At 39.6% G+C, this 13472-nt stretch carries 13 protein-coding genes; 5 read left to right on the top strand and 8 right to left on the bottom strand.

What is annotated here, in order from left to right; genetic code table 11:
* Positions 1-314: 314 nt before the first annotated feature.
* The 6 genes from argA to ubiG all read right to left on the bottom strand — a co-directional run bounded on the left by argA (position 315) and on the right by ubiG (position 5221).
* Positions 315-1670 (bottom strand): amino-acid N-acetyltransferase, encoded by a 1356-nt coding sequence (gene argA / locus AC07M3_RS17200; RefSeq protein ID WP_375037438.1) that lies wholly within the window; start codon positions 1668-1670, stop codon positions 315-317.
* Between the two features lie 121 nt (positions 1671-1791).
* Positions 1792-2121 (bottom strand): RcnB family protein, encoded by a 330-nt coding sequence (locus tag AC07M3_RS17195; protein ID WP_494567818.1) that lies wholly within the window; start codon positions 2119-2121, stop codon positions 1792-1794.
* 242 nt (positions 2122-2363) lie between these two features.
* The gene (locus AC07M3_RS17190; RefSeq protein ID WP_004795500.1) at positions 2364-2777 is read right to left on the bottom strand and encodes an RcnB family protein; all 414 of its coding nucleotides are present in this window, start codon (positions 2775-2777) and stop codon (positions 2364-2366) included.
* Between the two features lie 217 nt (positions 2778-2994).
* Entirely contained in the window at positions 2995-3741 is a 747-nt protein-coding gene (locus tag AC07M3_RS17185) for a YciK family oxidoreductase (RefSeq protein ID WP_092710455.1), read from the bottom strand.
* Between the two features lie 68 nt (positions 3742-3809).
* Complete coding sequence (locus tag AC07M3_RS17180; RefSeq protein WP_494567819.1) at positions 3810-4511, bottom strand: HAD family hydrolase; 702 nt, start codon at positions 4509-4511, stop codon at positions 3810-3812.
* Positions 4508-5221, bottom strand: a complete 714-nt coding sequence (ubiG, locus tag AC07M3_RS17175) for a bifunctional 2-polyprenyl-6-hydroxyphenol methylase/3-demethylubiquinol 3-O-methyltransferase UbiG (protein ID WP_003655787.1) — start codon at positions 5219-5221, stop codon at positions 4508-4510. The genes AC07M3_RS17180 and ubiG overlap by 4 nt, the downstream gene beginning before the upstream one ends.
* 180 nt (positions 5222-5401) lie before the next feature.
* Here ubiG and AC07M3_RS17170 point away from each other — a divergent pair, with 180 nt between their 5' ends.
* Positions 5402-6019, top strand: coding sequence for a thiol:disulfide interchange protein DsbA/DsbL (locus tag AC07M3_RS17170; RefSeq protein WP_494567820.1), 618 nt, complete (start codon positions 5402-5404; stop codon positions 6017-6019).
* Positions 6020-6127: 108 nt separating this feature from the next.
* On the opposite strand, the gene AC07M3_RS17165 is transcribed toward AC07M3_RS17170, so the two are convergent.
* Complete coding sequence (locus AC07M3_RS17165; RefSeq protein ID WP_005037677.1) at positions 6128-6775, bottom strand: TetR/AcrR family transcriptional regulator; 648 nt, start codon at positions 6773-6775, stop codon at positions 6128-6130.
* Positions 6776-6912: 137 nt separating this feature from the next.
* On the bottom strand, positions 6913-7551 hold the full coding sequence (locus AC07M3_RS17160) for a TetR family transcriptional regulator (RefSeq protein WP_199990983.1): 639 nt from the start codon (positions 7549-7551) through the stop codon (positions 6913-6915).
* A 173-nt stretch (positions 7552-7724) separates the two neighbouring features.
* On the opposite strand from AC07M3_RS17160, the gene AC07M3_RS17155 reads away from it, so the two are divergent.
* The 4 genes from AC07M3_RS17155 to AC07M3_RS17140 all read left to right on the top strand — a co-directional run bounded on the left by AC07M3_RS17155 (position 7725) and on the right by AC07M3_RS17140 (position 13297).
* Entirely contained in the window at positions 7725-8750 is a 1026-nt protein-coding gene (locus AC07M3_RS17155; RefSeq protein WP_494567821.1) for a ferredoxin reductase, read from the top strand.
* 33 nt (positions 8751-8783) lie between these two features.
* Entirely contained in the window at positions 8784-9947 is a 1164-nt protein-coding gene (locus AC07M3_RS17150; RefSeq protein ID WP_005037672.1) for a fatty acid desaturase family protein, read from the top strand.
* 174 nt (positions 9948-10121) lie between these two features.
* Positions 10122-10838 (top strand): ribonuclease PH, encoded by a 717-nt coding sequence (gene rph / locus AC07M3_RS17145; RefSeq protein ID WP_199990986.1) that lies wholly within the window; start codon positions 10122-10124, stop codon positions 10836-10838.
* Positions 10839-11128: 290 nt separating this feature from the next.
* Complete coding sequence (locus AC07M3_RS17140) at positions 11129-13297, top strand: phosphocholine-specific phospholipase C (RefSeq protein ID WP_494567822.1); 2169 nt, start codon at positions 11129-11131, stop codon at positions 13295-13297.
* Positions 13298-13472 lie beyond the last annotated feature (175 nt).

The raw sequence follows: 13472 nt of genomic DNA, 5'->3' as shown, positions 1-13472 counted from the left end.
AGAGAAAAAGAAAAAATAATTGGATGAGCAGATACCCTAAATGGATTTTTATTTCAGAAAAAATAAGTATTCGGTCTTTATTTATGCAAAAAAAAGCTAAACACAATAGGCTATAAACTTATGCAAAAAAATGATTTATCTAAAAGAAATATGTTTAATGAATTGTGAGTAAGTTGATGTAAATAAAATAAAAAATATTAAAACATTAAAAAATAGAGATTTAAAAAAAGTACAACCATAAATTAATAGCATTTATGGATGTACTTTTTTAACTAAGCTTATCTGAAATAAGAATATCTTAAAAAGCGCAAAGGCTAAGGGAGCAGCTTTTTAAACACTAAAGAATTCCTTTGGTAGTTATAGAGCGCTTGACGGGCATTCGGTAAGTCATCAACACTGACTTGATGGAAACCATGTTCTAAAAACCAGTGAGCGGTACGCGTTGTTAAAACGAATAATTGACGAATACCTTGTTCTTTGGCTTTTTCTTCAAGGAATTGCAGAATTTGGCTACCACGGTTTGATTTACGATAACTTGGATGTACGGCAACACAGGCAATTTCTGCAGAACGAGTTTCGTTAAATTCAGTCGGAATTGGATAAAGTGCAGCACACGCTAGAATCATACCGTCGCGTTCAATGACAGCAAACTGGCTGATTTCTTGCTCTAAACGTTCTCGTGAACGATAAACCAAAATGCCTTCTTCTTCTAAAGGGCGTAATAAATTCATTAAACCACCCACATCTTGAATATGGGCTGTGCGAACTTCTTCATAATGTGCATCGGTAATCATGGTACCTATACCATCTCGAGTAAATAACTCTTGAAGAAGGGCGCCATCATAGGCATATGAAATAAGATGTACGCGATGTACGCCAGATAAAGACGCTTTTTTGGCTTGTTGCAAATGTAAAGTGAGCGTCGGACTAACAGTTTGGTATTGTTGAATATAGTAGTCGAGCTGATGTGGGCTTAACTCACGTAATATTTGTTCATCCTCATTAAGAAGCCCTTGTTGTTCCCCAAGAAAAATGAGTTTATCTGCTTTTAAATAAGTTGCAGTTTTGGTCGCAACTTCTTCTGCTCTTAAGTTAAATACTTCGCCTGTAGTGGAATAACCTGTTGGCCCCAGTAGCACAATATTATGATTATCGAGATGTCGATCAATCGCATCGGTATCAATAGAGCGAACTTCACCTGTGAGCTGGAAATCCATTCCATCACGAATGCCATAAGGTTTAGCAGTCACAAAATTACCCGATATCACATCTATTCGAGCGCCGTACATTGGAGAGTTCGCTAAGCCCATAGAAAGCAATGCTTCAATTTCTAGGCGAATGGAACCTACGGCACTCATGACACAGCTTAAAGATTCACGTGTAGTAATGCGGCAGTTGTCATAAAAAGGGGTTTCAATTCCTTTTTCTTTAAGATTTTGATTAATTTGCGGACGTGCGCCATGAACTAAGATTAAACGGATACCAAGAGAGTGTAATAAAGCAATATCGTGAATGATATGTTCGAAATTAGGATGACGGACTGCTTCACCACCAAACATCAATACGAATGTTTTATCGCGGTGAGCATTAATGTAGGGCGCTGAGTGTCGAAACCAGTGTACATAATGCTGGGTGTTATTATGCGACTTTTCTAAAGACTTGCTTGGCATACCGATCTCGAATCAACAGCAAAAAGATATAGAGATGATTCTAAACAAAAAAGATTAAAGTCGCATGTTTTAGATAAAAAAACACCCAAATCAGAGTTTGGGTGTTTAAAGAATTTTAGAATTAATGAACAACTCTAATGATTTTGTGGCTTTGTTCATTTACCAGCACATAATTTCCGTTCACTTTGTACCATTTTTGGTAGCGACCCGGCTTAGTGAGTTTCTGATGTTGACGGTAGTCAATCACGTAACGTGAGTGTTGATATTCACGGGGTACAACCTGACCTGCTCGCCATACATTGCGATGGTCATCTTTTTTAATCACTTTAACTGTTTTTACTTCATGGTTTTGGTAATTGCTATGGTGATTATGATCGTTAGGTGCTGCCATTGCTGTTGTTGCAACTAAACCACTGAGTGAAAGAACAATTGCTGTTGTTAGTTTTTTCATTGTAAACCTCGAATGATGAATTAAATTTCAATAACTAAAGATTAGTGAACAATTACAGATAAATCGTGGAGGCTACGAAGAATAAATGTGAAAACTAACGATGAAATAAGAAGAAATTAAGAAAATACGAAGTGTAAGAATATAAAAAAATCTTTTTATTTTTAAAATATATAAGTCATAAAAAAAGGATAAAACCATACGGCTTTATCCTTGTTGCTCAGCGATAGCGAGGTTCTATCGCGTTAAAAACCACGAATACTAACAATACTATTAGAATCAGTGTCGACTAAAATATAGTCATTGTTGATTTTATACCATTGTTGGTTTCGGTCTGGTTTCGGCAAGTTACTATCTTTATAGTCGACTTTGTAGCCATTACCACGATAGTGCTGTGGCATGACATAGCCAGGCTGCCAGCGATGCTGTTTAAGCCGTTCAAAACCACGTTCTTCGCGCATACGGCGTTCGTCACGGACACGATCTTCATCATGATCACGTCCAAATCCTGGCCCACGATCGTTCCATTCACCGCGTGGTCCTCCACCTTTAGGACCTTTGGGGCCATGGCCTCGGTCAAAAGGAGGATCAGCAAAGCTCGCCATACTTGTGGTGAGTACGGCTATGGAAAGGGTTAAGATTGTGAACAACTTTTTCATGATGCATCCTCGTTTACATCTGATGTCTCTCATGTTGAATACTCTACGCGCAAAATGCAGAGAAACTGTGAAGATCATTTAATGGTTCAATTAAAATTACGGATAGATCAAGAGTTTTTATCAATAATAAAAAAGGCTTGTATATATCTTTTCAGGTATAGGCAAGCCAGATTTGATGATCGGCTGTAATTTTATTTAGCTTTTCATCTTTAACATTTTAATCCTGTGCATCGATACTTTGACCATTGAGTGCCAAGCTATCCTCACCCATTAAATAGAGATAAGCAGGCAAAATCGACTCTGGTGTAGGTAAGGATTTCGGATCTTCTTGTGGGTAGGCTTTAGCACGCATTGCGGTACGTGTCGCGCCTGGGTTAATGCAGTTAAAGCGGATATTTGGATAAATATTTTCCGCTGCAAAAATTTTGCTCACCGCTTCAATTGCAATTTTTGAGACAGAATATGCACCCCATAAAGCACGTGCTTCACGGCCTACACCAGAACTGGTAAATACCACAGAGGCATTTTCTGATTTCTGCAAAAGTGGTAATAGCGCTTGAGTCAAAGCAAAAGGCGCGCGCAAATTAACCGCCATGACATCATCCCAAGTTTCGGTTGGGTAATGTGCTAGCTCTACGCGCTCACCTAAAATACCTGCATTATGCAAAATACCGTCTAGGCGTCCAAACTGTTTCTCAAGAGTATCGACTAAAAAGTCATAATCACGGTCAGAAGCACTCGAAAGCTGTAAGGGTAAAATTGCAGGTTGCGGTGCGCCTAGACTTTCAATTTCATCATAAATAACTTCTAGTTTGTTTAAGGTTCTACCATGCAGTACAACGGTTGCGCCATGTAGGGCATAAGTCAGAGCTGCAGCTCGCCCAATTCCATCGCCAGCGCCGGTAATTAAAATGATTCGATCTTTGAGTAGATCTGGACGAGGTTGGTATTCTGAATATTTCATTGGTAAACCTCCTTCTTTTTATATTGATAAAACGAATAACTGTTAAAAAAGCCTATAAAACTCTTATGTTAACTTATCATACGCTGATTTTCCTGTAGAGCAGGAAGCTTTTGACGTAACATATCGTGTAATTCTGTCACCGTATTTACAATCGAATCGGCCTGCCATGCAGCGAGATCATCACGATGTTCGATTGGTAAATAGCCATATGCAGCCAAAATAGTATACATATTGGCATATCGACCAGCATCAATATCACGTGGATGGTCACCCACATAAATAATTTCATTTGCTGGGATATTTAACTGTTTAGCCGCCAAATACATTGGTTCTGGATCTGGCTTGGTTTGACTGACATCTTCAGGACACACTAAAACTGCACAACGTTCGGTCAGATTTAACTTCTCTAAGAGAGACTCGCTTAAACCACGAGGTTTATTGGTCACAATACCCCACGGAATTTCTTTAGCTTCTAACGCTTCTAGAAGCGGATACATGCCTTCAAACAGGTCTGTATCGACCACAATGTTATTGCCATAAAGGTCTAAAAAGTTTTGGCGATGTGCCAAGAAAATTGGATTGGTCACATCCAGCTCTGGATAGACCAATTTAACCATCGCACGAGCGCCTTCAGAAACCTGAGTACGAATTAGGTCGGCATCAACAACCGGACGTCTTTCATCACGGCACATTTGCTGAATAATACGAATGAAGTCGGCAGCCGTATCGATAAGAGTACCGTCTAAATCAAATAAAACAGCTTTCATCATGCACCTGTATTGATTGTGTGAACCATATAATTAACGTCGACATTTGGCGCTAACCAGTAATGCTTGGTAAGCGGATTGTAGTGCAGTCCAGTCATTTCTTTTAAGGTAAGGCCTGCATTACGAATGTCATGTGCCATTTCAGAAGGGCGAATAAATTTATGATAATCATGAGTACCTTTTGGCAACATGCGTAGTACGTATTCTGCACCAATAATGGCAAATAAATAAGATTTTGGGTTACGGTTAATGGTTGAAAAGAACACATGGCCGCCCGGTTTAACCAAAGCCTGACAAGCTCTTACAATAGATGCAGGATCTGGAACGTGTTCCATCATTTCCATGCAAGTCACCACATCGTATTGACCTGCTTGTTCTTGTGCTAATTCTTCTACAGGAATTTGGCGATATTCAATATTTTGAACATTGTCTTGTTGAGCATGCAAACGGCCTACAGCTAGCGGTGCTTCACCCATATCAATACCGAGTACATCTGCTCCACGACGTGCCATGCTCTCGGCCAAAATACCGCCACCACAGCCGACATCAAGTACTTTTTTTCCAGCAAGACCGCCTACGCGTTCATCAATCCAATTTAAACGTAGTGGATTAATTTGATGAAGTGGGCGAAATTCAGAATGTTGATCCCACCATTTGGCAGCAAGTGCTTCAAACTTTGCGATTTCTTGTAAATCAACATTCAATTGCGACATGGTGCTACCTCTAAACTTGAGTTATCTTTTTGGATGTAATTCGCCGTTAGTGTAGCGATTATTGGGGAAAAAGCGATAAACCCAATAAAAAACTTCACAGAAGCAAAACGAATTTAGCATATTTGTTTTATATTTAGGGCATAAGCTAATGCATAACAACTTAGAGGAAAAGCTGTAGCAATGAAAAAATTGGTTTTGGGTGGTTTGAGTGCAGCAATTATGGCCGTATCGGGTAGTGCAATAGCAGCAGATTTTGTTGCTGGTAAAGACTACACCGTGATTGCCAATCCAGGCAAAGTGGAAGTTCCGGGGAAAATCGAAGTTCGAGAGTTCTTTTGGTATGGATGTCCACACTGTTTTAAACTTGAACCGCATATGCAAACGTGGTTAAAACAGATTCCTAAAGATGTACGTTTTGTACGTACACCAGCTGCAATGAATAAAATGTGGGAACAAGGGGCACGTACATATTATACATCTGAGGCATTAGGTGTACGTAAGCGCACGCATTTACCATTGTTCCATGCGATTCAAGTGAACGGTCAACAAATTTTTGATCAGGCTTCTGCTGCGAAGTTCTTTACTCGTTATGGCGTGCCTGAACAGAAATTTAATAGCACTTACAACTCATTTGCTGTAACTGCAAAAGTTGCCGAGTCAAATAAACTTGCTCAACAGTACCAATTAACAGGTGTTCCTGCGGTTGTAGTTAATGGTAAATATGTTGTGCAGGGTGAAGATGGTAAAGTCACTCAAGTTCTTAATTATTTAATTGAGAAAGAACGTAAAGCCAAATAAGTTGTTTAGGCTTTACTTCAAAAATGGGCTTCATCTGAAGCCCATTTTTATTCAATTAAAATTTATATCGATGTTTAATTTTTTGTTAATTATCACGAAATATTTCAATTAATTTTTTGGGTTTTCATCTTCAATTTGAAAATTTAACACATCAAAATTAACAGTTTGAGTTGGTAGCGATAATGCCTGATTAATATATAAATTAATTAATTTTTGGCGAGAACCAATAGAACGCTGGTAATACGTAGAATTTAAAAGCAATGATGCACCGTAGGTGAGTGACCAGATGTAAGACAAATAATCACGAATCGACATATCATAATTTAATGATTTTAAATAATTTTCAGTAATATCTTTAATAGCTAAAATGCGCTGTTGGCGGATTTCATAAAGTTCTTCGAAAAGATGCTTCAACTTAGACTCTGTCATCGTCAGATTTTCTTCAAGTTGATGCAATAAAATTGTTTTTCCAGGCGTAAGCAAATGGTGAAGCATGTAATGTGGTGCATACTCTTTGAAATCTGTATTATATTTTTTAGAAATTTCTAAAATTTGCTTTTCATTTTGAATAATTAACTCAAGTAGAAGCTCATTTTTGCTTCTAAAATGCTTATAAAGTGTGCCTTTAGCAATATCCAGCTCGGCCACTAACTCATCTAGAGTAATTTCCTGATTGTTTTCTAGTAACAATTTTTCTGCCACGCTCAGAATTTTTTCTTTACGCATCAAAAACTGTGTATGACGATCAAGATTCATAGGTATTCCCACACCAGTTTGGCCTAACTAATAGTTTACTTCCTGTAAAAAGAAAAAGACTTTTCTCGAAATTTTTAGCCTTTTTCTTTCTCTCTTTACGTATTACCACATAACCTGTTTTTTGTCATTTGCCGCTCTTACCGTTCCCAGTTTGCAATCCCTCTAAAGAGTAAGCGAACTTGTGTAGAAGCATTTTCGATAAAGGCAGTTTGTTGCTGTTTGAGCTGCTCGTCTTGATATTGTTTAGATAGATTGAGCCACGTCATTGCCCATGTAAAAGACATGTTGGTCAAAATAGTAGACAAGACATTTAAGTCTTGAGGATGTTGAATATGTTTAAAATTTTCGAGTTTGGTAAGATCGGTTGTTAAATCTTCAATCAGAAATTCGATTTCTCGGGCAATTGCTGCACGGACCGTTTCTGAACCGCCCCAACGCTCGGAAATCATAAATTGCCACTGCTTAGGGCTATGATTTACCGCCTGAACAAATAGCTCAATGCTGGTCTGAGTTTTGGTCGATTTATGTTGTAAATAACTTTGACCCAATTGATGTAAAACACTTTTTAAATGTAACGCAACTTGGTCGACTAGTTCCTTACCAAGTTCATCCATATCTTGAAAATGACGATAGAACGCTGTCGGTACCAAACCAACTTCACGTGCAACTTCACGCAAACTGATACTACTGAACGAACGCCCAGACGTGCTTAGATGCAAGGCTGCATCGAGGAGTGCCTGACGACTTTGCTGTTTTCGTTCATCCCGTATCGACATTAAAAGAGCCTATTTAAACCGTGAGCCAGAGTCTAACAAAAAAGAGCAAACTTTCATAAAAAAAATAGTGAACAAGTGTTGACTGAGTGAGCGGTTATAAATATAGTGTACATATGTTCACTATACGAACATGTGTTCACTCAAATAAATAGCCAGATACAAAAGAGGAACGTATGAACGCAACACTTAGTTATCAGCCACATTTGGTTCGAGAAGATTTCGTTGATTTTGTTTTGCAGAAAATTAACGTGACTTGGGCTTGGAAACGCGTACTTGCAGAAGTTACCGCAGTTCAGTCTCTACATACCGATATGGTGCTTATCAAGCTAAAACCGAATCGTAATTTCAAATTCGATCAGGTATGTGCTGGACAAAGTATTTTATTGACCCTACTTATAGATGGGGTTTACCACCAGCGTAGTTATTCAATTATTGAAGTAACGAATGAAGGTGAAATCTCTTTAGGTATTAAAGTACAGGGCTTAGTGTCTAGTGCAGCTCAACGATTACATGTTGGAGAGTGCATTGAGATTTCACAGCCACAAGGTGATTTTACTTTGCATCAAGGCCAGCAACCTGCGATTTTAATTGCGTCAGGTAGTGGCATTACTGCAATTTATTCACTTTTGCAGCAAGCATTGAAACAGCAGCTTGAACAGATTCATGTCATTTACTTTAATCGCGCAGAAATTTTTCATGCTGAATTAAAAGCTTTGGCAGAACTGCATCCAGAGCTTCAATATCATTTTTTTAATACCACTGAGCAAAAGCAGCATTTAGATGCGAAATTGTTGACGAAACTGGTGCCGAACTTTAAAGACCTACAAATGTATGCATGTGGTCATCACGGCATGATGCGTCAGGCACAAGATATTTATAAGCAACATGATGTGTTGGAAAACTTCCATCAAGAATTTTTCATGCCTGTTCAAATCGAACAGTCTAATGAAGCACAACCCATCATATTCCGTCGTTCGCAACAAAACTTTCTTGCCACGACAACGTTATTAAGCAGTGCAGAGCAAGCTGGCTTACGTCCACAGCATGGTTGTCGTATGGGTGTATGCAACCAATGTACGTGTACCAAAGTCAGTGGTGTCACCCAGAATATATTAACAGGTGAAATTGACGATCAACCAAATCGTGCAATTAAGTTATGCGTGAACCAAGCCCTTAGCCCAGTCACGATTGATCTATAAAAACAAACATAAAAGAGATTTGAGGATACCATTATGAATATGGCAGTAGAACTTAAAGCAACATCAAAATCGGCACATTTAACCCCAGAGCAAACAGAAGCTTTTGGTCGCCGTATTGAAGAAATTCGTCTTGAAGTGATGAAAGATCTCGGTGAAAAAGATTCAAAATATATTTACAAAGTACGTAATTTTGTACGCTACACCGAAATTGCATCACGTGGCATGTTGATGTTTGGTGGTTGGATTCCACCAGTATGGTTGTTGGGTACGGCTATGCTAGGCGTATCTAAAATCGTTGAAAACATGGAGCTCGGTCATAATGTGATGCATGGTCAGTTTGACTGGTTAAATGATCCAACGCTTAACGGTGCAACCTATGACTGGGATACAGTATGTACTGGTGAAGACTGGAAATATACCCATAACTATAAGCATCATACCTATACCAATGTGTTTGGCATGGATCATGATATTAGTGGTTATGGTGTGATGCGCATGAGCCGTGAACAAAAGTGGGAACCTCGTTTTTTATTCAACGTGCCAATGGGTTTTGTATTGTCAACGGGTTTTGAATGGCTACTGGCTTTGCAACGTCTAGAGATGGAAAAGGTGTTGTTTGATGGCACCAAAACTTGGAAAGAAGTGTATGTAGAATCTAAAAATCTACGTAAAAAAATGGTACGTCAGTTTGGTAAAGATTATGTGCTATTCCCACTAATTGCAGGACCAATGTTCTTGCCAGTATTGGCTGGTAACTTTTTTGCTAACTTGATCCGTAACTACTGGGCATCGACCGTGATTTATTGTGGTCATTTCACAGAAGACTCTGAAATTATCACTGACAATATTGATAATGAAACTAAAGCAGAGTGGTACTTGCGTCAGATTCGTGGTTCAGCAAACTTTACTGGCGGTAAAATCATGCATTTCTTGAGTGGTAACTTGAGTCATCAAATCGAACATCACTTGTTTCCTGATGTACCTGCCAACCGCTATCAAGAGATGGCACCTAAAGTACGTGAAGTCTGTGCAGAGTTCGGTCAACAGTACAATACAGCGCCCTTTGGATCTCAAATTTTGAGTGTGTATAAACGTCTGGCTGTTCACTCTTTGCCTGACAATGTGGTTGATCGTTTAGTGGCGACCAAGCGGACCTTTGTTGAGGCGGTGAAAGGCATGTTTGGGAAAGTTGCTTAATAAAGGCAGTGCATTGTTTAAGGTATTCCAAATAGCTCCTTTTAAGGGGCTATTTTTATTTTTGAGTCATTAAAAGTGCAGACTTACATTTGAAAGTAGGGAATAAACTCAACCTGTCAAAATCCTTTGCTATACTATGCCCAGATTTGTATTTAAGAGAAGTTAGGAAGGATTATGCGTATTGACCAACGTGAATTAGACCAGTTACGTGAAGTAAAAATCACACGTAACTATACCCGTTACGCAGAAGGTTCAGTTCTGGTTGAGTTTGGTCACACCAAAGTCCTTTGTACTGCAAGTATCGATAATTCGGTTCCACGGTTTTTAAAAGGAAAAGGACAGGGCTGGGTCACTGCTGAATATGGCATGTTACCGCGCTCAACACACTCGCGTTGTGACCGTGAAGCAGCGCGTGGTAAACAGTCGGGCCGGACACAGGAAATCCAGCGCCTGATTGGTCGTAGCTTACGTGCTATGGTCGATTTGAAAAAGCTTGGCGAAAACACGATTACCATCGACTGTGATGTGATTCAGGCAGATGGTGGTACACGTACTGCATCAATTACTGGTGCGGCTGTAGCATTGGTTGATGCTATGAATGTTTTATTGTCTCAAAAGAAAATTAAGCATGATCCGCTTAAAGGATTAGTTGCTGCAATTTCTGTTGGTATTTATCAAGACGAAGTGTTACTTGATCTTTGTTATGAAGAAGATTCGAACTGTCAAACTGACTTAAATGTAGTAATGACACAAGCAGGTGAATTCATTGAAATTCAGGGTACTGCTGAAGACAAACCGTTTACTCGCGCACAAAGCAATGCCATGTTAGAAATGGCTGAAAAAGGAATTGCCGAGCTAGTTAAAAAGCAACAAGAAGCTTTAGGCTGGTAATTTTACGCTTTCTAAAAAAGCGCATCTTCGGATGCGTTTTTTTATGCCTTCATCAAATCGACATAAAAACATCACTTGCCTGTCACTTTTACGCTTTATTAGTAGTTCGCATTTAAACCGTTTGGAAAAAACCAATGCGAAAACTTTCACTTTTATTAATTACATCTTTAGCACTTATGCTTAGTGCTTGTAACGATGATAACGACTCAGACAATTCATCGCCAACAACACCGCCGACCAGTAATTGCAAAATGCACTGTGCACCATAATAAGAACTCAGGATAGAACTAATGAATCGTCGCGAATTTCTTTTAAATTCTACAAAAACCATGTTTGGGACAGCTGCTTTAGCGAGTTTCCCGCTTAGTATCCAGAAAGCGCTGGCAATTGATGCCAAGGTTGAAAGTGGAACTATTCAAGATGTTAAACACATCGTGATTCTGACTCAGGAAAACCGTTCTTTCGATAATTATTTCGGAACACTAAAAGGTGTGCGTGGTTTTGGAGACCGCTTTACTATTCCAATGACGGAAGGCCGAAAGGTTTGGGAACAATATGATGCTAAGAAAAATAAAATATTGCCTTACCATTTGGATAGCCGCTTAGGAAATGCACAGCGCGTTTCAGGTACGCCTCATTCATGGTCGGATGGTCAAGCCGCTTGGGACAATGGTCGTATGAGCGATTGGGTGGCGCATAAAAAGCCGCAATCGATGGGTTACTACAAAAAACAGGAAGTGGAATATCAGTTTGCATTAGCCAATGCTTTTACCATTTGTGACGCTTACCACTGTGCGATGCATGCTGGTACCAATCCGAACCGTAAATTTATCTGGACTGGAACGAATGGCCCTACAGGTGCAGGTGTTGCCAGTGTTGTAAATGAGTTTGATGGTATTGGTCCTTCAAATGAGGGTTATGAATGGACGACTTATCCTGAGCGCTTACAACAGGCTGGCGTTAGTTGGAAAATCTATCAAAATATGCCGGATAACTTTACCGACAATCCTCTAGCCGGTTTCAAACAGTATCGCCGTGCGAATGAGCAGTCAGGGCAACCTGTAAGTAATGATGCTCTCGTTTGCCCAGCATACGATGACAAGATTGATGCAACACAACCGCTTTATAAGGGTATTGCTAACACTATGCCAGACGGCGGCTTTTTAGGTAGTTTTAAAGCTGATATTGCAGAAGGTAAATTACCTCAGGTGAGTTGGTTGGTTGCTCCTGCGACCTACAGTGAACATCCGGGGCCATCTAGTCCTGTACAGGGTGCTTGGTATATTCAGGAAGTATTAAATGCTTTAACTGAGAACCCTCAAGTTTGGAGTCAGACGGTTTTATTAGTGAACTTTGATGAGAATGATGGCTTCTTTGACCATATTCCTTCACCAAGTGCACCTTCTAAAGATGAAAAAGGTGTAGTTCAGGGGAAAACGACTTTAAGTGATCAACAAGTGTCTTATGAGTACTTTAATCATCCAGCAGTCGCTACAGCAAAATCTCAACCCGCAACAGATGGACGTGTTTATGGACCAGGTGTACGCGTTCCCATGTATGTGATTTCACCATGGAGTCGTGGGGGATGGGTGAATTCACAAGTCTTTGACCATACTTCTATTTTACAGTTCTTAGAAAAGCGTTTTGGTGTGCAAGAACCAAATATTAGTCCATACCGCCGTGCCGTGTGTGGCGATTTAACTACAGCTTTTGATTTTAAAACCCCGAACCTTTTGCCTGTAAATGAGTTAGTAGGTAAGAAAACAAAAGCAGAGGCCGATGCTATTCGTGTTGCTCAAGCTTTATTGCCACAAGTTCCGGTTCCAAGCCAGCAACAATTTGCACAGCAGGAAATGGGGATTAGACCTTCACGTGCTTTGCCTTATATTTTGCACACCAGTGCCAAAGTTGATGCAGCACAAAAGACTGTAAAACTGCTGTTCTCAAATACAGGTAAGCAGGCAGCGGTTTTCCATGTGTATAACAGATTAGATCTTACAGCGATTCCACGTCGTTACATGGTTGAGGCAGGTAAACAGCTCGATGATATATGGAATGCTACAAATGGGCAGTACGATTTATGGGTACTTGGTCCAAATGGTTTCCACCGTGCATTTAAAGGCAATTTGAGTCAAGCTAACCAGACTCAGGCATTGCCAGAAATTAGGGTGTGTGTGGAAGAGTGTGATGCGAATTTGTATTTAAAAGTGCGTCATGATGGTAATAAGTCAGTCAAGCTCACAGTCAAGGCAAATGCGTATCTTGCAAACAAGACATGGAATATAGAAACAGATCGTTCTGAAAAAGAACTGGTTTGGGATATGTCTGAATTTGGTGGCTGGTATGACTTCACTGTGACCTTAGCTGATGATGCTACTTTCAACCGCCGTTTTGCGGGTCGTATAGAAACTCAAGAAGATTCAATTTCTGATCCGTATATGGGTTATTTAGAGTCTTAAGTTGGTAAGTTATTTTCCTTAATGAGGGTATTGGAATTTATTCCTCATTAGCTGGTGCTAAAAGTCATCTGCAACCTGTCTATAATCTATAAGGATCTTATTTTTGCAACAAAATAGGATAGAGGATGAAAGTGGGCAGGTTTTGCAGATGACAATGCCTTTGGTTACTTTGGGC

The sequence above is a fragment of the Acinetobacter sp. GW821-FHT09D10 genome, from assembly GCF_059416285.1.
This window is presented reverse-complemented; position numbering and strand designations above follow the sequence as displayed.

Bases quoted from the DNA above. Each gene is read 5' to 3' on its own strand.
- AC07M3_RS17160 (WP_199990983.1), bottom strand. From the start codon at position 7,551: ATGTCGATACGGGATGAACGAAAACAGCAAAGTCGTCAGGCACTCCTC.
- argA (WP_375037438.1), bottom strand. From the start codon at position 1,670: ATGCCAAGCAAGTCTTTAGAAAAGTCGCATAATAACACCCAGCATTAT.
- rph (WP_199990986.1), top strand. From the start codon at position 10,122: ATGCGTATTGACCAACGTGAATTAGACCAGTTACGTGAAGTAAAAATC.
- AC07M3_RS17185 (WP_092710455.1), bottom strand. From the start codon at position 3,741: ATGAAATATTCAGAATACCAACCTCGTCCAGATCTACTCAAAGATCGA.
- AC07M3_RS17140 (WP_494567822.1), top strand. From the start codon at position 11,129: ATGAATCGTCGCGAATTTCTTTTAAATTCTACAAAAACCATGTTTGGG.
- AC07M3_RS17155 (WP_494567821.1), top strand. From the start codon at position 7,725: ATGAACGCAACACTTAGTTATCAGCCACATTTGGTTCGAGAAGATTTC.
- AC07M3_RS17165 (WP_005037677.1), bottom strand. From the start codon at position 6,775: ATGAATCTTGATCGTCATACACAGTTTTTGATGCGTAAAGAAAAAATT.
- AC07M3_RS17180 (WP_494567819.1), bottom strand. From the start codon at position 4,511: ATGATGAAAGCTGTTTTATTTGATTTAGACGGTACTCTTATCGATACG.
- AC07M3_RS17170 (WP_494567820.1), top strand. From the start codon at position 5,402: ATGAAAAAATTGGTTTTGGGTGGTTTGAGTGCAGCAATTATGGCCGTA.
- AC07M3_RS17190 (WP_004795500.1), bottom strand. From the start codon at position 2,777: ATGAAAAAGTTGTTCACAATCTTAACCCTTTCCATAGCCGTACTCACC.
- AC07M3_RS17150 (WP_005037672.1), top strand. From the start codon at position 8,784: ATGAATATGGCAGTAGAACTTAAAGCAACATCAAAATCGGCACATTTA.
- AC07M3_RS17195 (WP_494567818.1), bottom strand. From the start codon at position 2,121: ATGAAAAAACTAACAACAGCAATTGTTCTTTCACTCAGTGGTTTAGTT.
- ubiG (WP_003655787.1), bottom strand. From the start codon at position 5,221: ATGTCGCAATTGAATGTTGATTTACAAGAAATCGCAAAGTTTGAAGCA.